This window comes from Amycolatopsis sp. NBC_01488, from assembly GCF_036227105.1.
Classification (GTDB): domain Bacteria; phylum Actinomycetota; class Actinomycetes; order Mycobacteriales; family Pseudonocardiaceae; genus Amycolatopsis.
In genome coordinates this window covers 1,957,260-1,976,207 of record NZ_CP109434.1, presented here as the reverse complement: position 1 = coordinate 1,976,207, position 18,948 = coordinate 1,957,260, and the positions used below count along the sequence as shown (strand labels likewise).

The window sequence follows — 18,948 nt, the reverse complement described above, 5'->3', positions numbered from 1 at the left end:
TACGCGGCTGAGGCTGCCGAGTCGGCGAGAACCTCTTGTTGCCAGTGATTCGGCCCCCGGCGGGAACCGGATTGGTGGATCGGGAAGAAAATTTCTCAGGCAGCGGTGAAGGTGACGTTGTGCCAGCCGGTCGCACCGTCGGGCACGGTGCCCGCGCGCATGTCGGTCTGCGTGTGGCCGGATTTGTCGGTGGCGCGGCAGAACACCTGGTGCACCCCGGCGGGCAGGTCGACCTCGGTCCACCACATCCGCCACGTGTTCAGGTTGACCTGCTGCGACAACGTGGTCGGCTGCCACGGACCCTGATCGACGCGGACCTCGACCTTGTCGATCCCGGTGTGCTGGGCCCACGCCACTCCCGCGACGCGCACCTTTCCCTTCGGGACGTTGGCGAACCCGCGGTGCGAGTCGAACCGCGACTCGGTCTTGATCGGCGCTTCCCGGCTCCAGCCTCGTTTGAGCCAGTAGGCCTGGCGTGCGGCCCACGTGGTGACCTCGATGTCCACCACCCACTTCGTCGCCGACACATACCCGAAGAGACCGGGAGTGACCAGCCGGGCCGGAAACCCGTGTTCCAGCGGCAGCGGTTCGCCGTTCATCCCGATCGCGAGCATCGCGCCGCGGTTGCGGTCCTGGGCCGCCGCTACCGGTGTGCCGGAGGTCCAGCCGTCGACGCTGGTGCAGAACAGCTGCTCGGCCCCGGGTTTCACACCGGCTTCGGCGAGCAGGTCGGCCAGGTCGACGCCGATGAAGTTCGACGTCGACACGTAGTCCCCGCCGACCTCGTTGGACACGCACGTCATCGTCACGGTCCGCTCGACCAACGGGCGGTTGCGGATGTCGTTGTAGCGGTAGCGGACTTCGCGATCGACCATGCCGTGCAGCCGCAGGCTCCAGTCCTCGGTGCGCAGCTGCGGCACCGACAACGCGGTGTCGACGCGGTAGAACTTGTCGTTCGGGGTGAGAAACGGCGGCGTGCCCAGTTTCGAGAAGTCCGCGTCGGCCGGAATCATCGGCGCGGTCCGGGCCGGAATCAGCTTGCCGACCGCCTCCCGGGACGCCGTGGCGTCGCGGGAGGAACTGACGAGCTGGCCACCGAGACCGGCCGCGCCGGCACCGACCACGACCCCCGCCCCGCCGAGCAGGAAAGAACGTCGTGAGGTGCCGGTCTTGGCGCCGGAATCCGCTTCCCGCCAGACGCGGGGCGCGATCCGATGCAAGAGAAGGAAAACGGCGACGCCGACGATCAGGCTGGCGATCGGCGCGAGCAGCGCCATCGCGGTCAGGTCAGGTCGCTCGAACACGGCGAACGCGCCGACCAGACCGAAGAGGACGATGGCCACGGTGCCGGGCACCGGCGACCGTCGCGAAAGGACACCCGCGAGCGCCGCGACCCCGACCATCACGACCGCCATGCTGCCCAGCAGCACCAGCTTGTCATACGTGCCGAAGGTACGGACGGCGAAGTCCTTCAACTCGATCGGCGTGAGGTCGATGGCACCGTTGCCCACCGCGAGATAGGGCGAGGCGTTGATGCTGATGAACCCCGCCACCAGGTGCCCGATCGCCAGTGCGGCGGCGAGGGCGAGGACGCCGGTGAACGCGGCCGCGAAGAACCGCAGCCTTGTCCGCTGAACCGGCTTCGGCGTATTCGGTTTCTTCTCGATGGTTGCGGCCATGACCAGAGTTCGAGGCGGTGCTCCCGCCGTATTGGTCTCGTCACCTTCCCGAGACCTGCATCACCCGTTCCGGTGGTCAGGCGACCACGCCGGAAACTCGCACCAATACAGCGGGCCTTGACCGACGAACAACCGGTAACAGCTCGCTTGCACCGCAGTCCGTTCACTGCGAGGCGCCGGGCTCGGCTCCGGCCGGGAAGGACTTCACCATGGCCGCCGCGCGCGCCACCGTAACCGCTCTTCGACCACCACCCGGCAGTACCCCCGTTTCACCACCGACAGCCGAAGAACTCCTCCGACGAGTCGCACTCGGCGACGAAGAAGCTTTCGCCGGGCTCTACGACCAGCTCGCCGGCCCGATTCTCGGGACCGTGGTGCACGTGCTGCGCTCCCGTGCGCAAGCGGAAGAGGTCACGCAGGAGGTCCTGCTCGAGATCTGGCGCAAGGCCGCGCACTTCGATCCGGCCCGGGCCAAGGTCACGACCTGGGCGCTGACCATCGCGCATCGGCGCGCCGTCGACCGGGTCCGGTCCGAGCAGTCGGCCCGCGACCGCGAGGACCGCGTCGAACTGCTGGACCCGCGCCGGCCCTACGACGACGTCGCCGAGGCCGCACTGTCCACAGAGGAACACCGCCTGGTCCGCCAGGCGCTGGGCACCCTCACCGATCTGCAGCGGGAATCGATCCTGCTCGCCTACTTCCACGGCCTCACCTGCCGAGAGGTCGCCGAAAACCTCGGCGTCGCCGTCGGCACCGTCAAAACCCGCATGCGCGACGGCATGATCCGCCTGCGGGATGCGTTGGGAGCAACCCGATGACCGCCGCCGAAGCCCACACCCTCACCGGTGCGTATGCGCTCGACGCCGTCACCGACCTCGAACGCGTGACGTTCACCCGCCACGTCGCCGAATGCCCGACCTGCGCCCGCGAAGTCGGCGAGTTCCGCGAGACGGCCGCCAAGCTCGGCCTGGCCGCCACAACCGTGGCCGGCACCCGACTCCGAAGCCGAATTCTGACCGAGGTCGCGATGACGAGGCAGACACCGCCCGCGGTCGGTACCGAGGCCCGCCCCCGCCGGCCCTGGTACTCCCGAGCTGTGGTTACCGCCGCGGCAGCAGCCGCCTTGCTCGTCGGCGGCATCGGCATCGGTGCGCTCCGCTCGGACCCAAGTCCGACGACGCCGATCGCCGGGGCTGCTCAGGTGCAGGAAGCGCCGGACGCGAGCCTGGTTCGCGCGACCAGCAGCGACGGCGGTTCGGTGGTGGTGAGCTTCTCCCGGCAACGAGGCGAGGCCGTCATCACGGCTCAGGGCCTGCCTCCGCTCGCCGTAGGACACGCTTACCAGGTGTGGCTCATCGGCGACCGCGGCGCCCAGTCGGCGGGGCTGTTGCGCGTCACGTCCGGGTCCGTGACCGCGCCACTTCCCGTCGACGTCGACCGGATCGGCATCACGGCCGAGCCGGAGGCCGGCTCACCGCAACCGACGACCTCAGCTGTCGTGCGGGTCGGACTCGTCTGAGCTGGCCCCGGGAGAAGGTTGTCGCAGGTGGAGAAGGTTCTGAATTCTCGGGATGCTCAGCAGCCCAGCGGTCGGTCGTTTGATGCGTCGGCAGGCGAGTCGACCACCGGCATCACGTCGTGGTCGAGTCCGGCCACAGCTGGCACCCGACGGATCTGACGCGCCCGTTCGGAGAACGAAGTTTGCGCCCCGGGTGGCCGCAGAGTCGCTCAACGGTCAGCAGCACCAGGATGCCGGCCGAGCTGAAAAGCTCACCGAGCCGAGGTCGAGGGCGAGCCGGCGTAGGGCACCGGCGCGCTCCGCCATCACCGCCTCTTCGAACAACCGACCGGCGGTGGTGTCGACCTCGCCCCGTGCCGAGACGCTCACCCCACCGGCGCCGTCGGCGCGACAGCTGAGCCTGAATAGTGCATCGGGAATGTCTATTCGCTCGAACTGGACATGACCTGCATCTCCGGCGACGAGCCCTGCGCCGAGCTGAACATACATCCAGGGCACCCCGGGCTTTCGTGAGGTCGGCGCCCCGCAGTGTGACGACGGTAACCGCAGGTCGAACGCTCGACACTGCTGCATAGAGGGCGCCAGCACGCAAGATTGCGGCGCCGCACGCGCCGAGCCCGGGTGGTCTACCTGCCGCGCCACGTTGCCCGGCGACGTGAGCACCGACGAGGTATCAGCCAACCCGGGGCCGGTGTGTTGAACGTGCGGATACACCGGTCGAGGGGCCCGGCGGCGCATCCGGATTCCGGAGAGCGCTGGTGCAGTATGGGGTCTAACGCCTCTGGCGTCAGGGTGATGATGGGTGAAGCGTGGGTTTCGACGCCGATGTTCCGGATTGTGCGGACCCGGCGTTGTTGGGTGTTGTGGTGGCGGCTGGTCATTGGCCCCCGAGTGGTTGGCCGCCACTACGGCATGCCCGCGCGGAAGGCGATCGCGGGAATTTTCGATGTGGACGCGGAAGTTCGCTGGCGCAGGTTCGGGATCCCGCTGGAGCAATTGTCAATACCTGTGGATGAAGATCTTTTAGGCGGCTGCGGGTGGGGTGCGTTCGGTGGGTCGTTCGACCAGGTGCCCGTTCTCGAAGCGTGCTCCGGCGCGGACGAGGGTGACCAGGTGCGGCGCGTTGACCGCGCGCCAGCGGGCTTGTGCTGACTCGATGAGCTTGAATGCCATGGCCAGCCCGGCCGCGCGTGAGCCGGGTCCCTTGGTGACCTTGGTGCGGTGCCGCACGGTGGCGAAGGTTGACTCGATCGGGTTCGTGGTCCGCAGGTGGATCCAGTGCTCGGCCGGATAGTCGTAGAACGCCAGCAGCACGTCAATGTCGTCGGTGATCTTGGCGGCGGCCTTGGGGAACTTCGCGCCGTAGGCGGCATCGAACGCCTTCACCGCGTCCAGGGCGTGCCGGCGGTCTTCGGCGTTCCAGATCTGCGCGAGGGCCTTCTTCGCCCCGGGATGCGCGGACTTGGGCAGCGCCGCCAGCACGTTGGCGATCTTGTGGAACCAGCAGCGCTGCTCCCGGGTCTCGGGAAACACCTCCCGCAGCGCGCCCCAGAACCCGAGCGCCCCGTCGCCCGCGGCCAGCACCGGGGCACGCATCCCGCGGCGGCGGGCATCGCGCAGCAGATCCGCCCAGGACTCGGCCGACTCGCGGTACCCGTCAGCCAGTGCCACCAGCTCCTTGCGGCCGTCGGCGCGCACCCCGATCATCACCAGCAGGCACAGTTTCTGCTCTTCCAGGCGGATGTTGACGTGGATCCCGTCCGCCCACAGATAAACAAAGTCCACAGTGGACAGATCACGTTCGGCGAAGGCGCGTTGTTCGGCCTTCCACTGCTCGGTCAGCTTCGTGATCACCGGACCCGACAGGCCCTTCGCCGACCCGAGGAACTGACCCAGCGCCGGCACGAAGTCCCCCGAGGACAGGCCGTGCAGGTACAGCAGCGGCAGCACCTCGGTGATCTTCGGGGTCTTGCGTGCCCACGGCGGCAGGATCGCCGAGGAGACCGCTCGCGTTCGCCGGTGTCGGGGTCGATGCGCTTGTCGTTGACCCGCGGCGCGGTCACCTGCACCGCGCCCGCGCTGGTCAGCACCTCGCGCGGTTCGTGGTGACCGTTGCGGACCACCAGGCGATGCCCGTTCTCATCACGCTCGCCGGCGAACCGGGCGATATAGGCCTCGACCTCGGCCTGCAACGCCTCGGCCAGCATCCGCCGCGCGCCTTCACGCACCAGCTCATCGATCACCGACGACGCGGACGAGCCGCCCGCCGCACCGTCATCACCAGCAGCAGGATCAGGGACTACGCTCAGCATCGGGTCGTGCCTTCCCGGCCGACGTTGGCGCGTCGGCCATGCTTGGAAACCTCAACCGGTCACCGGGAAGGTACGCCCCCTTCCCAGCCATCCACAGGTTTCAAGCATTGCTCTGCTCGATGATCTGAGGACCGTTGAACCGCCACAGGCCGCAGAACGGCATCGCCAGGTGTCTCCCCTGCAGGCGCGCGCGGAGCGGTCCATCCGCCACCGGGGCGTGGTCACCGAACAACTGCAGCTGGCGCTCACCAGCCGGGTGGCCATCGAACAAGCGAAAGGCGTGCTCTCCGTGCGCCTGGGCGTGGACATGGACGGCGCCTTCACCGCGTTGCGCGGCTACGCACGCAGCCACAACCTAAAACTCGATGACCTCGCGCGAACGATCCTCGACGACCGGGCCTGGACACACGAACTCTTCACCCAGCGGTGAATGCCGTCCCAAGGGGACTTCGGTCCCCCTGGGACCTAGCCGTCGTCCTCGGGCAAAGTGGCTTCCGGCGGGTACACCCGCGTGATGGCCAGCGATCCCAGGCCGCGCCGGTGCCGCGCATGGGCTCGGCGATCATCGTGAGCACGCCGTCACCGCACCGGTGGTGCTCGACCCGCTCGCCCGGGCCGGCGTACTCCGCCGCAATCATGTTTTCGTAGTCGCGGCGCCCGTTCTCGGACAGCGTCGCGTACAGCTCGTCGACGAGGGCCTTGACCTGCGGCGGGTGATCCCGGTGATGGGTGATCAGGGTGCTCCGCCGCCAGCTCCCGTCCTCAGGTGCTCGCCAAGCCACGTTCTCTCCCTCGGTCAACGGCGAAGTGCCCTGCGGCGGACGAACCCGATGACGGCGGTGCCGACGAACAGCACGATGCCGATGATGGCCAGCCAGACCAGGCCCTTGAACGCGAACCCGATGATGGCTGTGATCAGCCAGAGCACCAGCAGGACGACGACCAGGATCATCATGATGACAACCTCCTTGGGCGGCGGAGGACTTCCGCCACACGTGCGATGGTCAACGGGCTCGCGCCCGGAAACCCTCATGTCGGACCCGACTCCCGTGAGCCGAAGACGCGACAGAGTCCATGGTTCGACCTCCCGATCGCGGGTCAGGCCGGTGCTCGCAGGCGGCCGCCTTCCGCTTCCCACCGCTGCCGGGCGGACGCCATACCGTCGGCGCCCAGCAGTGCTTCGGGGCTTTCGACGTTGCCCTCCTCCGAGGCCATCCTCAGCACCTGCCCGGCGATCCCGGCTTCCGTTCCGGGCGGCACCGTCAGCAGCGTGAGCCGCCTCCGGCCGCCGGCCCCGACCACCGTCAGCGTGTCCGGGTGCTGCGAGCGGAACCCTTCCAGCCGCACCACCCGGCCCTCAATGGTCAGCCTGCGTCCCGGCGGATCCCAGGCCGTCAGGTTGTAGGTGACCCGCTCGGCGAGCCCCAGCCGGCCAGCCAGGGCGGCGAGCAGGTCTGGCAGTTCGACGGCCAGGTCGGGCGTCCGCGGCCACCAAGCGCCGTCGACGAAACCGGCGGGGGAACCGGCCGGTTTCACCGACAGCCGCGACGTCCGGCTCCCGGCGCTCGTCTGGGCGAATGTTTCGTTTCCCATGACGACCTCAGCGGACCTTCTCGGGAATTTCCTCGAGCTTCCGCAGCAACAGGATGGCCAGTCCGTGCGCTTCTCGGTCGGACAACGGCGAGTTGTTCTTGACGACGTCTTCGACGAGCTTCACACGCTGCTCGTAGCGGGACACGTAAACGGTTTCCATGTCCATCCTCTTCCTTCTCCTGATGACACGGGAGTGCGTCATGCCGAGGCCGTAACCGGTGCGCCGTTGGCCGGCGTTTCCTGCGCCGGGACGACAACAGCGTCCGGCCGGCCCGGAACCGCGGCGGTGGCCGACGCGGCCTCGCGCGCCAGGAACGTGCCCAGCTCGCCGATCGTGCTCATCAGCGGCGCCGGGAACACGACGGTGGTGTTCTTGTCCACGCCGATCTCCACCAGGCTCTGCAGGTTCCGCAGCTGCAACGCCAGCGGGTGCGCCATCATCGTGTCCGACGCATCACCCAGCGCCGCCGCGGCTTGGGACTCGCCCTCGGCGTTGATGATCTTGGCTCGCTTCTCCCGCTCGGCCTCGGCCTGCTTGGCCATCGCCCGCTTCATCGACTCCGGCAGCTGGATGTCCTTCAACTCCACCAACGTGACCTCCACGCCCCATTCGGTCGTGGTGACGTCGAGGATCTGGCGGATGTCGGAGTTGATGGCGTCCGTTTCGGACAGTGTCTCGTCGAGCGTGTGCTGCCCGACGACCTTCCGCAGCGTGGTCTGCGCGATCTGATCGATCGCCGCGTACACATTCTCGATCGCGACCACCGACTTGGTCGCGTCCACCACCCGGAAGTAGGCCACCGCGGAGACGTCGACACTGACGTTGTCGCGGGTGATGATGCCCTGCGACTGGATCGGCATCGTCACGATCCGCAGCGACACCCGCCGCAGGACGTCGACGACCGGGATGATCAGCCGCAACCCCGGCTCACGCACCCCGATGACCCGGCCGAGCCGGAACAACACCCCCTTTTCGTACTGCTTCACGATCCTGATCGACAAGCCCAGCAGAAGCAGGACGACCACGGCGATCGCGGCGATGACCCAGCCATGCACGGCGAATCTCCTATCGTTGGTGAAACCTGGCCGCCGGATGTCCTCCGGCGGTGTGTGACGTGTCTGCGTTCGCGGGCCGCGCCACGGTCATCCGGCTCACCAGCCGAGAATTCGGCCGGTGGGCCGATGGCGCCGCCGTCGACCGGCACCGGTCGGCGCACCCGCGGTGCACCGCGGGTGCGGGGTCTTGGCTCGGCCAATCGGTTCCGGTAACGACGTGCCGGTGGGGCCGGCGTTCTCGTCCCGGAGTCCAGGCGGACGGCCGCCATCCGGCGGCCATGATCTAAGTCAAGCGTCCGAGCCGCGGCACGCATATGGCCGGAAGTCACCGTTGCCCAGGACCTCCGGCACTCCGACCGAGGTGAGAGGTGCCCGATCCGGGCATCGCGTCGTCGCGCTGTTCCGCGCCGCCGCCCGGCCGGTCGTCGGTGATCGAGACGGTGAATCGCCGGCCGGCGAACCTCGCCCGCTTGAGCTGTAGACCCGGCGACGCGACTGGGCTACCGTCGAAGAACCCTTTCACCACGGCTCATGACCTCCCGGTCGCCGGCTGGTCATCCCGAGCCACGTCGCCCCGGACCCCGGCGTAGCAGCGATCCCTGCACACGGGGGACGACCATGCCCGGGCACGGCGACAACTCTGCCGAGACGGCAATCAGCCCGCGCGGCGCCGCGCCGACGCCGGGCCCTCGCTGCGGATACTGTGGAAGCCCCTGCCGCGCCGCGAGCACCCATGGCGCGCTGGTCGCCGATTCTTCGGTCATCGACCCGGTGGACCTGGCTCGAGACGGGCGGCGCTTCGTCGTCGCGTGCAGCGCCGGGCACCTGAAATCGTTGGTCGACCGGGCCCGGGCGACGTGGGCCGCCGAAGAACTCTGGTTCGGGCAGCTGTGCCGGGCGAGCCGTCAGCACGGTATGAGAGATGCGGAGGTCCGTGAAATCGGTCTTCGCGCGCGGCTGTCCGCAGCGAACGTCCGGGCGGCGCTCGCCTGGAACGCCACCCGGGACCAGCCGACGCTGATCCTGCCCGGTGGTCAAATCGTGCCGCTGCCGGCCAAACAGCTCGTCGGTCGCCCGCGGAAACGGCGATCGCATCGCTAGTCGGCGGACGTAGGCACCGCCGTCGTCATTCCTGACCGCTTTGACTCACCGAAGTCCTTCTCCAAAAGGGTCCATCGGCCGCATCGGTGCCACCGCCGGCGCGGCACGCTCGTTGTAGACGTCAGCCTTTCCGGCATCGGAGGCGCAGGTCATGACCAACTCGGACCCTTACCCCGGCACCGACCCCCGGTGGTGCGCTCCGACGCCGCTCAGCGGCCCACCGGAAGCGGGTACGCCGGCAGGCAACCGGCGGTGGACCCGGATCTGGCAAGTCCGGTTGGCCTGCACGATCGTGCACCTCATCTGCGGCACGTTCGCGGTCGTGCTGCTCGCCCGGATCGTGCTGGTGCGCCAACTGGGTGACCGCGCGTCGGGAAGCCTGTGGGTGCGCGGGGAGGTGATTGGGAAGAAATGTCGACCGACTCGATACTCGGACCGCGTGAGGGACGTGATGGGCATGCTGCGCCGGTAGCCAGCCGGGTTTGGTGACGCTTAAGGCGGGGCCGGACGGCGCGCTGTGGGTTCTCGTTGACGGTGCAGATCTCCAGCAGGTAGCGGCCAGGACCAGCGCGGCATGCGCTGCGGGACGGCGGAGATAATGTTGTCGACGTCGGAGGCGATCGAGATCGCGACGGTCATGATGTACGCGACCTCAGGGCCCCTGCGACGACCAGCCCGGCGCGGCTGCCGAGCTTGCGTGGGGCGTCTTCGTAGGAGCCGCCGCGGGGGTAGGCGCGCACCACCTGGCGGGAGGAGATGACGACGACGATGAGCACCTGGTCCCCGGCACCGTCATCGGCCGGTGTACAGGTGGTCCGCGATGTCGGCGACGGCGGCTCGGGCGGTCATACCGATGCCGATGTGCGTCGCCGAGGCCGGGCCGGTCCAGTCGCCGTAGCCGAGCCGGTGCAGCCGCAGCTCGTCGACGGCACGGGTGCCGGTCGTCATTACTCGGGCCGTGGTGCTCACGTTTCTCGGCCGAGTGGCGGTCACGGAGCCCGGTGGCCCTGGTAGCCGATGATGGGTTCCGGCGAAGCGGTCGGCCTCGGAGCAGGGGTCGGTGTGGGCGCTGCCTGGGTACCCGCCGAAGACACGCGGCGCACGAGGGAGGGAACCGGCCGATGACGGCGCCGAACCGGGCGGGACAGGACGCGACGCGGCGTTCGCGACTCCAGGGGCCAGTTCCGGACCCGGTTGGGCACGGCCGCGTTTGCTGTCCTGTCACTGCGGTGTGGAGCAGCGGGTTCCTCGTCGGCAGCATCGGTACCCGCACCGTGGCGCCGGGACGCGGGGGTTCTGGCGGTTCCTCGTCGCCTCGGCCGTGCTCGGCGCCATCGCGGTGACCGGAAGGGGGCAATGGCCCCGACGCCCGGCCGCCTGGATTCACCTGGTCGTGTCCGTCATCCTGCTGCAAACGTGCCAGTTCGTCGGCGTCTTCGTGGCACTGCGGCTGGGGGGTGTCGGCGGGAATCACGTCCCTGATCACCGACGCGACCCCGCTGGTGGTCGCCGTCGCGGCCGTCCCGCTCTTCGGGGAACGGCTACGGTTCTGGCAGGTCGTCGGCCTGATCCTGGGGTTTGCGGGCGTCGCCGCGGCGGTCAGCTCGGACCTGGCCGGCGTCGGCACCGCCGCCGGCATCCTCGCCGCGGTGGCCGGTCTGGCCGGATCCGCCGGCGGCACGCTGTACCAGAGCGCTTCGGCGACGACATGGATCTGCGGACCGGCATGTTCATCCAGATGCTCGCCGCCACGGTGAGCATCATCCCCTTCACCCTGGGCTCCGGAGGTTTCGCGCTGCCGCTGACCGTCACCGCTGTCGGCTCCGTTGTCTGGCTCGCCCTCGTCGGATCCTTCGCCGCGTTCGTCCTGCTCTTCTACATTCTCAAACGACAACCCGGCGCCAGCGCGACCAGCTACCTGTTCCTCGTCCCCCCGGGCAACCGCCCTGGCCGTAGTCCCCGTCCTTGGCCAGCACCTCAGCTCAGCCCGGCCGCATTACTGGGTTTCGCCCTCGCGGCGACGGGCGTCGCACTCGTCACCCGAAACTCCCATGCCTCCGCGCGCCAGCCCCTCGAACCGCCGCCAAAGTGAAGCCTCGTGGTGGTTGGGGGTTCGTGCCGGATCGGGTGTCCAGGCCTCCGTCGGTGGCGGTGGCGCGGTTGGCTGGCGGAAGAACTGGGACCACAAGTTCCACAACCGCGACTCATCCCGATTGTGCGGGACATGAGGTAGAAGGAGGGATGGACACGTCATCGCCGTCACCCTGCGGTCCCGAAGCCGACGCGGACCCGCCATCACCCGGGGTGATCAGCATTGGTCTGATCGACAACGACCCGATGATCCTGGGCAGCGCCGGTTCCTGGCTGGCCGACCACGATCCGGGCATCGAGGTCCGTCACGTCGCCGCCGGAGTGGCCGGGTACCTGGCCCTCGACCCCTCCGACGACGTCGTCCTGCTGGACCTCGAACTCGGCGACGGCACGCGGTTCGTGGACAACGTCGACCGGCTCGTGCGGCGCGGGGACAAGGTGCTGCTGCTGTCCGTGCACGCCCAGCAGCGCTTCAAGGTGGACGCGGTCCGGGCGGGGGCGGTCGGATACCACGTCAAAGACGGGGACCGCCGGTCGCTGGTGCGCGCGATCCGGGACATCGTCGCCGACCGGTACGCGCTCGATCAGGAGCTGGCGTTCGCGATCAGCCGCGACCGCATGCCCGGCCGCCCCCGGCTGTCCGACCGGGAGGCGGAGGTGGTCAAGCTGCGCGGGCGCGCCGTGCCGATGAAGGTCATCGCCGAGCGGCTGGGCATCAGCGAGCGCACCGCGTACAGCTACCTGGAGCGGGCCAAAGCCAAGTACCGGGACGCGGGCACGCCGGTCAGCACCATGGCCGACCTCCAGGAGCGGCTGCGAGAGGACGGCGGCCTGTGAAATGACGGTGGAATCATCGTCAACGGACCGTGGCTGAGGCGGGCATGCTTGCCGCCATGCACACCAGAGGAGTCGAGGACCAGGTCAAAGCCTGGTTGCTGCGCGCGTTGACGCTGCTGTGGGCGGCGCAGGCACTGCCGTGGGGCGTGCTTCTGCTCTGGCCCGATTCGGAGTCCTCACGCGCTCCCGCGGCAGTCGTGCCGAGCTACCTGGTCTACCTCGTGTGGGCCGGCGTCCTGCTGTGGTGGCTGGGCACGCGCTCCGAGGTCGGCGCGGTGCCGACCGCCGCGGCCGTCGTCGTGATGACTGGAGCCGAGCTGCTGGTCGGCTTCGCGCTGCCGCCAGAGTCCGTCGCGACCTGGCAGAATTGGACGCCGCCGCCCTCCACCGGCGTGGCCGTACTGGCTCAGGTCTACGGCGGCTACCGATGGGGGACCGCCGCCGTGGCCGTTCTCGGCGGGAGCTACCTGGCGACCGGGCTACGCGGCCAGGGCCTGGAGCAGGCCGGCACGCTGCTCGGCGTCACCGGTCAGCTCGTGGTGTTCACCGTCGCGGCAGGACTGGTGGCCGCCAAGCTGATCGACACCGCGCGCCGTGCCGACACCGAAGCGGAGGGCGCCTTGCAGGCGCGCGAAGCCGAGGCCCGCACGCGGGAACGCGTCCGCCAGTACGACCTGCTGCACACCAACGTGCTGACCACGTTGACCGTCGTGTCCCGCCAAGAGTGTCTGTCACCGCAGATCCGGGCGAAGTGCGAGCGCGACGCCCGCTACCTGCGCGCGGTCGCCCACACCATCACCGCCGACGCGGCGCCTGAACTCGACGGCGCGCTGGCCGAAGCGGTGTTCCTGCAAGGCGCGCACGACCTGGACGTCCATTACAGCTCCGACAGGCTGCCCGATGCGCTGGGGTCGGAGGCGGTCGAGGCTGTCACCCACGCGGTGACCGAGGCGTTGAACAACGTCGCCAAGCACGCCGGCACGGCGGAGGCGTGGGTCGTGGCCACCGGCGAGGAGGGCGGCGAGCTGGCGGTGACCGTCACCGACCACGGCTGCGGCTTCGACCCGGCCACCACGCCGTCCGGCACGGGCCTGTCCCACTCCCTCCCGGCGCGGTTGGCCGAGGTGGGTGGGACCGTCACGGTCGAGAGCCACCCCGGCAGCGGCACGATCGTGGAAATCCGCCTGCCGCTCCGCCCGACCACCCCACCACCAGGAGGTACCACCGTGACCGCACCGGCCGGTGACCAGGGCAACGCGACGGAGATCGCGGCGCTGGGATCGCTGTATCAGGCGGAGCGATCCGAGAACGTGACCCTGCTCAACATCAACATCGCGCTGCTGGGCGCGGTGCTGGCCTACGCGGCAGCGTCGGTGGCGTTCCTGGACAAGGTGCCCCAGCTGCCGAGGCTTGGCGCGGCGCTGGTGCCCATCCCGCTCTGGCTCGGGATGCTCTACAGCACGCTGCTGGTGGCGTTGCAGGGCAGGCGCGGAGCATCCGCGATGGCCGTGGAGGATGCGCTGTTCCGGCAGACCGGCATGGCTCTGAGCCTTCGCGACCGGATCGGTTCCAAGGCCGGGGAGTACGTGGTCAACCCAGGCGTCGCGCCGTGGCCGTACCGGATCCTGCTCGGCGTCGTCTATCTGGTGCCGTGGGCATTGGTGGGTCTCTACACCGGCTACATGCTGGTCAACTACGTGAAGTCCGGTGCGATGCTGTACTGGTCGGCGGGCGGGTACGCGCTGCTGCTGGGTGCGGCCGGCGCGGCCTACCTCCGTGCCTTCCGCGACACGCCCAAGCTCACACCATCCCCCTGACCGCGCGGCGGAACCGCGACGAACCGCAGCGCCACACAGCAGGGCAGTCAACACTCAACAGCAGGTCAAGCCGTGATCATCGCTTAGCGCTGGTCTTCGTTCCCATGTTCCTTACGCGGCGAGTAGTCCGGAATCTGCTGCCGGGGCGAGCGGTCAAGTACTCGACCCGGCAGCAGGCGGATCAGTCGTCCAGGTCGTCGTGAGCGGTCACTGTCGATCCCCAGCCACCGAGGCGGCCACGAGGGCGCGGTGCAGTGCCGATCCGGGTCAGATCCCGTGCACTCATGCCGAACAACGGGTTCGGGCCCGGAACGAACCTGACGGGGTACCCGGCTACAAGAGCGGCAGCGATCAGCTCACCGTTGGTCATGTAGTCGCCGGTGGCGCCCTCCACCACGTGCTTCATGCTGTAGCTGCCGACCGTGGGCGTCTTGATCGGCGCGATGTTCTCCCGCAGCCAGGCAGCGATCTCCAGCACCGCGCCCTCCCGCCCGGCCAACTTCTGCGTCCGTCAGCGAGTTCGGCCGCACACTGTTCAGCCGTCTTGCCGCGTGTGTCGAAGAGACCGATGCCGAAGCTGTTGAGCCGCGGATGCTGCGCCATCACCTCGACCAGGCTCAAACCCGGCCTGAGAACGACCCCGGAAGCGCGCTGGTCCGACACGGCGCGCGCCTCAGGAGAGACCGTCCAGCCGGGTGACATGCCTGCGTTCTCGTCAGTGCGTGTCAGCTCGCGGGCTGGGGGCGGGCTGGACCATGCTGGGTTTCGACCCGGTGCCCAGCTCGAAGGGAACAGCGAGCGCTTGATGACCGACTACGAGTTTCCGGAGACACCCGAGATCGAGAAGGCGTACCGGGCTGCATACAAGGCGCTCTCCGCGCTCGCCCCGGGTACGGTCACCGTGGAGGAGGAAACGTTGTTTCTCGAGGTGCTCTCCCAGTTTCCGTTCCTTCTCGACCGGGCGGATCTCGCGACTACCGCGCGCCTCGGTCCGGCCGTCTCGTGGCAGGCCTCACGTCAGGACGACGACTGGGGCCTGGCCGTGTCCGGCCTCGATCTCGATCTCGATGGTGATGAGCACGATTTTGGTGGTGCTGTCCTCGGCGCGGAGGTGACCGAAGGTCCGGACGGACGCTGGCATGGCAGTGCGCTGGACCGGGCGGGATTGGCGTACAAGCGTGCGTGCGGTTGGGATTTTGCTCCGGGAGAGTCGGGTGTGTGGCTGCTGATGCTGGCTCCGGTCGCGGCCAGTGGTGGGGAGGAGGGGGTGTGGTTCTTCAGCGGCCGTCTCGGCGGGTTCGTGGTCGTTTACGACCGCGACGAGGATGGCACCTATGAGTCCGTCGGGCATATCTGGACCGCGACCGCGTGGCAACGCCGCGGGATCGCGCGACGGTTGCTGACCGAGGCACGGTCGCGGTTCCCGATCACCACCGTCGAAGAACCGTACACCGAAAAAGGAGCCGCGTTCTTGAACGCATGCCCGGGCAAGGAATAGTCACGCGCCTGGCGTTGTCGTTGAGCAGCTCGAGGCACTGGGGACTGCCGCCTGGCAGCTACTTCCTCACCGGCACGCTGCGCCGGGCGGATGGCTCGCTGGTCGAGCTGGCGGACCTCGCCGACGAAGAGCCAGGCCTGAGTTCGCGCCCGCGGCGACGGAGTTCGGGTCGCGGTCGATGCTGGCGTAGCGGCTCTTCGTCACCGACGACGTGCTCCGGTGTTCTCCAGGTTGGGTGATCACCGATTCGCTCGCGTGCGCCTACCGGGAAGAGCGGTGCAGGCCGGGGAGCCCGGTCAGTGCGGCGAAGCCGTCGTCGGTGCTGGGCCAGTGGACGCGGACCGCGTCGAGCCCGGCACGGCGGCCGAAGCTGCGCAGGACGGCGGTGACGACGATGGCGTCGTCGGTGTACCCGAGGACGTGGATGAAGTCCGGCACCAGGTTGATGGACAGCGCGAGGTAGGCCAGCAGCAGCCCAAGCCGGACGCGGACGCCGCGGGGGAGTGTCTTGTCAGCGGCCAGTCGCCGGATGAGGCGCAGGACGTCGGGCAGCAGCCGCAGCGCCTCGCGCGGCAGCCGACGCGCCGCGGATGATGACCATCGCGACGACGATGCCGAAGCGCAGGTCCCACCAGGGCGATTCGGTCATTGCTCCTTCACCGCCCGCAGGGGATGAGGTGGTCGGGGCCTCGGCGTGCGCCGTTTCATCGAGAGTGACCTGCCCACGGTACGAGAGCGATACCCTGGTGTCAGGTGGCGTGGTGCGTACTTCACTAGGGCTTAGTTGCAGCGTTTGTCGCACAAGCGCGCATCGTTGTGAGCCCACTAAGCGCGATAAACGCTGCGAGATGGCGTAAACTTTGCTGTATGGAGATGGGGCCGGCGTTCGAGCTGCTCGGCGCCTACACGGCGGACCAGTGGGGCATGGTCACGTCCCGCCAGGCCAAGAACCTCGGCGTGGACGCCTCCACGCTGCACCGTCTTGAGACCGCCGGCTACCTCGACCGAGTCCGTCACGGCGTGTACGCGGCCACGACCGCCACCGTCACTCCGGCGAGGGAGGCGCAGGCAGCGTGGCTGGCGCTGAACCCGGCGGTACAAGCGTGGGCCCGGCCACCGCTGGACCCGAACGGTGGCGTGCTGTCCCACCAGTCCGCGGCTGGGCTCCACGGGCTGGGAGAGCTGGTCGACGACCGGATCTGCTTCACCACGCCCCGGCGGCGCACAAGCCGCGACCCGGACCTGTGGTTCAAGCGCGCCGAACTCGCTGACGACGACGTCACGGTGATCGACGGACTGCCGGTCACCACACCGCTCCGCACGATCTGTGACCTGCTCGACCAGCATATCGACGGCAGTCACATTGCCACGATCATCCGCCAGGCTGTCCTGGTCAACCAGGTCGGTCTCGACGTTCTCGCCGAGCACATCGGCCCCTACGCTCTGCGCTACGGCGTCCGCCGGCCAGGAGACGGCGCGGCGCTGCTGGAGCACCTGCTCGCCGAGATCGGCACGAGCACCGCCGAACTCGCTCGCCGGCCCGCACCGGCCTCCGCCGACCCGGGCGCGGCGTTGAGCGCCCTGCTGGCCGCACACCCCGAGATCGCGATGTCCTCGACTGCGCGGCTCGCGAAGCTCATCGCGGATGCCGGGATCGTGCCGCCGAACACCATCGTCTCCGGCCTATCCCCGGACGTGCTGGCCATGCTTGCCCAGGTGACACCGATCATGTCAGCCGTCAACGACAAAATCGGGCCCATCGCGCGACTGCTGAACGACACGAGCACGCCGATCGCGACTCTGGTGAACGGATTGCCGCCGGACCTGCTGCCTGCCGTCGCCCAGATGCTGAAGGCCCGCGACGCCGGTGACCGCCGCGAGCAGATCGGCGCCGGTGCGAACGAGGCGAGCACGATAGGCGACGATGAGGGACATGCCAGCACCGCAGCGTCCGCGCACCCCGAGAAGCTACTTGGACTCCCAGAAGGGCAAGGCGCGGAACGCGGCGAAGAAGACGAACCGTAGTCACGGTGAACTGCTGCAGCTGCACTTCTACCGGCGGCTGATCGCCCGCGTCTTCCACGCCGATCACGGCACCTGGATGCTCAAGGGCGGCCAGGCGCTGCTCGTACGCTGGCCGAGCGCCCGCTACTCCACAGACATCGACCTGCTCGGCAACCAGGACACCACCGACGCTGCGGTCGACGAGCTGATCGCCGCGGCCGCGCTGCGGCTGGACGACGAAATCTGGTTCGCCCATCGCAGAACCTTCGACCAAACCCACGTCGAGCGCCCGACCCGCAAGGTCACCTTCATGACGATGTTCGAGGAGGCGCCACTGGGCTACGAGGTCAACGTCGACATTGTCGTGGCCGGTCACCACCCCCGCGGCACCGTCACCACCACAGCGCTCGAGCCGGCCTTTCCGACCGACTGCGGACCGTGGCCGCAAACCCGGGTCTTTCCGGTGGAAGACCACGTCGCGGAGAAGATCTGCGCGATGTACGAGCTACATCAAGTCCACCGAACCCCCTCCACTCGGGCAAAAGACCTCGTCGATCTGGTGCTCATTGCGCTGAAGACCGATATCGAGGGCGCGCGGATGCACCGCATCCTGGCTGACGAAGTCGAACGCCGCCGTGCTCGGCACATGGTCGTGGACCTGCCCGGCAGCTTCCGAGTGCCGAACCGAGCCTGGACAGGCCTCTACCGGGAAGCCGCGCAGAAAGCCCTGGACCTGCCTCAAGAAATGCGAACCCTTGGCGGGGTGGAGGCGTTCGCCGATGCCTTTCTCACCCCCCTGATGCAACGGACACCTCCGCCCGGCTCGTGGCACCCGGATGAGCGGATCTGGCGCTGACCGGGCGGCGGACCTTGAGAATGGTCAGTCGTGGATCGATTTGATGCCCTTGGCGATCGTGCCGCCTGCCATGCCTGCGAGTGCGCCGAGGAACAGTGTGGCCAGTGTCAGGGACACTCCTATTCCCAGCCAGGTCAGCGCAGTCGGCCACGTGTCGTTGATGAGGGTGTAGAGCACTGTCGCCACGTACACGACGGTGTGGCCGGTCAGCGCGGTTACGGCGCCGGTCGTCACGGCCGCGGCGATACCGGCACGCCGGGCGGCCAGGAATCCCGCCACGATGTAGTAGGGGATAAACAGCACGACGACGATCATCGGGACTGGCGCGTCCCAGTGCCGCATCGGAAACGCCGTCAACGTCATCAGGAACCCGCACAGCACTCCGTACGGGTGGATCGCGCGAGACCAATCTCCCGGCAGGGGTTCCACAACCGGTGTGTCGCGGCCACCCGACGCCCTGTTACCTTCGCGCTCCACCGACGGCATCGTCTTACTGCATCTGCGTTGCCCCTCGGGGCCTGGCACCTTGATTCCAGACGGTGGTCCGGCGAGGATGTCAACTACTCACAGTGAATGGCCTGAAGC

At 68.6% G+C, this 18,948-nt stretch carries 21 protein-coding genes and 2 pseudogenes; 12 read left to right on the top strand and 11 right to left on the bottom strand.

Features of this window, described 5'->3' with window-relative positions; all coding sequences use genetic code 11:
- Positions 1–95: 95 nt before the first annotated feature.
- Positions 96–1,679, bottom strand: coding sequence for a molybdopterin-dependent oxidoreductase (locus OG738_RS09470; RefSeq protein ID WP_329052921.1), 1,584 nt, complete (start codon positions 1,677–1,679; stop codon positions 96–98).
- 209 nt (positions 1,680–1,888) lie between these two features.
- On the opposite strand from OG738_RS09470, the gene sigK reads away from it, so the two are divergent.
- The gene (sigK, locus tag OG738_RS09465) at positions 1,889–2,497 is read left to right on the top strand and encodes an ECF RNA polymerase sigma factor SigK (protein WP_329052918.1); all 609 of its coding nucleotides are present in this window, start codon (positions 1,889–1,891) and stop codon (positions 2,495–2,497) included.
- Positions 2,494–3,198, top strand: coding sequence for an anti-sigma factor (locus tag OG738_RS09460; RefSeq protein WP_329052917.1), 705 nt, complete (start codon positions 2,494–2,496; stop codon positions 3,196–3,198). Before sigK ends, OG738_RS09460 begins: the two co-directional genes overlap by 4 nt.
- A gap of 216 nt (positions 3,199–3,414) precedes the next feature.
- Here the strand turns inward: OG738_RS09460 and OG738_RS09455 are convergent, their stop codons facing one another.
- Complete coding sequence (locus OG738_RS09455; RefSeq protein ID WP_329052916.1) at positions 3,415–3,687, bottom strand: hypothetical protein; 273 nt, start codon at positions 3,685–3,687, stop codon at positions 3,415–3,417.
- Between the two features lie 534 nt (positions 3,688–4,221).
- A pseudogene (locus OG738_RS09450) lies at positions 4,222–5,510 on the bottom strand (IS256 family transposase).
- 169 nt (positions 5,511–5,679) lie between these two features.
- Between OG738_RS09450 and OG738_RS09445 the strand changes: the two are divergent.
- Complete coding sequence (locus OG738_RS09445; protein WP_329052914.1) at positions 5,680–5,940, top strand: ANTAR domain-containing protein; 261 nt, start codon at positions 5,680–5,682, stop codon at positions 5,938–5,940.
- A gap of 366 nt (positions 5,941–6,306) precedes the next feature.
- Here OG738_RS09445 and OG738_RS09440 read toward each other — a convergent pair whose 3' ends face one another.
- The 4 genes from OG738_RS09440 to OG738_RS09425 form a co-directional block, all read right to left on the bottom strand.
- Positions 6,307–6,465, bottom strand: coding sequence for a hypothetical protein (locus OG738_RS09440; protein WP_329052913.1), 159 nt, complete (start codon positions 6,463–6,465; stop codon positions 6,307–6,309).
- Between the two features lie 143 nt (positions 6,466–6,608).
- Complete coding sequence (locus tag OG738_RS09435) at positions 6,609–7,103, bottom strand: DUF5994 family protein (RefSeq protein ID WP_329052911.1); 495 nt, start codon at positions 7,101–7,103, stop codon at positions 6,609–6,611.
- A 7-nt stretch (positions 7,104–7,110) separates the two neighbouring features.
- A complete protein-coding gene (locus OG738_RS09430) occupies positions 7,111–7,263 on the bottom strand; it encodes a DUF6307 family protein (protein ID WP_329052909.1) in 153 nt (50 codons plus the stop codon).
- 38 nt (positions 7,264–7,301) lie between these two features.
- Complete coding sequence (locus OG738_RS09425; RefSeq protein WP_329052907.1) at positions 7,302–8,159, bottom strand: slipin family protein; 858 nt, start codon at positions 8,157–8,159, stop codon at positions 7,302–7,304.
- Between the two features lie 618 nt (positions 8,160–8,777).
- Between OG738_RS09425 and OG738_RS09420 the strand changes: the two genes are divergently transcribed.
- Positions 8,778–9,260: a hypothetical protein gene (locus OG738_RS09420; RefSeq protein ID WP_329052905.1), complete on the top strand. Its 483-nt coding sequence runs from the start codon at positions 8,778–8,780 to the stop codon at positions 9,258–9,260.
- Between the two features lie 151 nt (positions 9,261–9,411).
- Positions 9,412–9,732 (top strand): hypothetical protein, encoded by a 321-nt coding sequence (locus OG738_RS09415; protein ID WP_329052903.1) that lies wholly within the window; start codon positions 9,412–9,414, stop codon positions 9,730–9,732.
- 320 nt (positions 9,733–10,052) lie between these two features.
- Here the strand turns inward: OG738_RS09415 and OG738_RS09410 are convergent, their stop codons facing one another.
- Positions 10,053–10,208: an FAD-dependent pyridine nucleotide-disulfide oxidoreductase gene (locus OG738_RS09410; protein WP_329052901.1), complete on the bottom strand. Its 156-nt coding sequence runs from the start codon at positions 10,206–10,208 to the stop codon at positions 10,053–10,055.
- A gap of 509 nt (positions 10,209–10,717) precedes the next feature.
- Between OG738_RS09410 and OG738_RS09405 the strand changes: the two genes are divergently transcribed.
- From OG738_RS09405 to OG738_RS09390, 4 genes are all read left to right on the top strand, one after another.
- Positions 10,718–11,017, top strand: coding sequence for an EamA family transporter (locus OG738_RS09405; protein ID WP_329052899.1), 300 nt, complete (start codon positions 10,718–10,720; stop codon positions 11,015–11,017).
- The gene (locus OG738_RS09400) at positions 10,969–11,352 is read left to right on the top strand and encodes a hypothetical protein (RefSeq protein ID WP_329052898.1); all 384 of its coding nucleotides are present in this window, start codon (positions 10,969–10,971) and stop codon (positions 11,350–11,352) included. The genes OG738_RS09405 and OG738_RS09400 overlap by 49 nt, the downstream gene beginning before the upstream one ends.
- A 149-nt stretch (positions 11,353–11,501) precedes the next feature.
- Complete coding sequence (locus OG738_RS09395; RefSeq protein WP_329052897.1) at positions 11,502–12,188, top strand: response regulator; 687 nt, start codon at positions 11,502–11,504, stop codon at positions 12,186–12,188.
- 56 nt (positions 12,189–12,244) lie between these two features.
- Positions 12,245–14,005 carry a sensor histidine kinase gene (locus OG738_RS09390; protein ID WP_329052896.1) on the top strand — a complete coding sequence of 587 codons (1,761 nt, stop codon included), beginning with the start codon at positions 12,245–12,247 and terminating at the stop codon, positions 14,003–14,005.
- 181 nt (positions 14,006–14,186) lie between these two features.
- On the opposite strand, the gene OG738_RS09385 is transcribed toward OG738_RS09390, so the two are convergent.
- Positions 14,187–14,483 (bottom strand): hypothetical protein, encoded by a 297-nt coding sequence (locus tag OG738_RS09385; RefSeq protein ID WP_329052895.1) that lies wholly within the window; start codon positions 14,481–14,483, stop codon positions 14,187–14,189.
- Between the two features lie 327 nt (positions 14,484–14,810).
- On the opposite strand from OG738_RS09385, the gene OG738_RS09380 reads away from it, so the two are divergent.
- Positions 14,811–15,503, top strand: a complete 693-nt coding sequence (locus tag OG738_RS09380; protein ID WP_329052893.1) for a hypothetical protein — start codon at positions 14,811–14,813, stop codon at positions 15,501–15,503.
- Positions 15,504–15,764: 261 nt separating this feature from the next.
- Here OG738_RS09380 and OG738_RS44615 read toward each other — a convergent pair.
- A pseudogene (locus OG738_RS44615) lies at positions 15,765–16,152 on the bottom strand (YkvA family protein).
- A gap of 218 nt (positions 16,153–16,370) precedes the next feature.
- On the opposite strand from OG738_RS44615, the gene OG738_RS09370 reads away from it, so the two are divergent.
- Positions 16,371–17,528 carry a type IV toxin-antitoxin system AbiEi family antitoxin domain-containing protein gene (locus OG738_RS09370; protein WP_329052891.1) on the top strand — a complete coding sequence of 386 codons (1,158 nt, stop codon included), beginning with the start codon at positions 16,371–16,373 and terminating at the stop codon, positions 17,526–17,528.
- Entirely contained in the window at positions 17,476–18,363 is an 888-nt protein-coding gene (locus tag OG738_RS09365; protein WP_329052889.1) for a nucleotidyl transferase AbiEii/AbiGii toxin family protein, read from the top strand. Before OG738_RS09370 ends, OG738_RS09365 begins: the two co-directional genes overlap by 53 nt.
- 24 nt (positions 18,364–18,387) lie before the next feature.
- On the opposite strand, the gene OG738_RS09360 is transcribed toward OG738_RS09365, so the two are convergent.
- Positions 18,388–18,849 carry a hypothetical protein gene (locus tag OG738_RS09360; RefSeq protein ID WP_329052888.1) on the bottom strand — a complete coding sequence of 154 codons (462 nt, stop codon included), beginning with the start codon at positions 18,847–18,849 and terminating at the stop codon, positions 18,388–18,390.
- Positions 18,850–18,948: the final 99 nt, after the last annotated feature.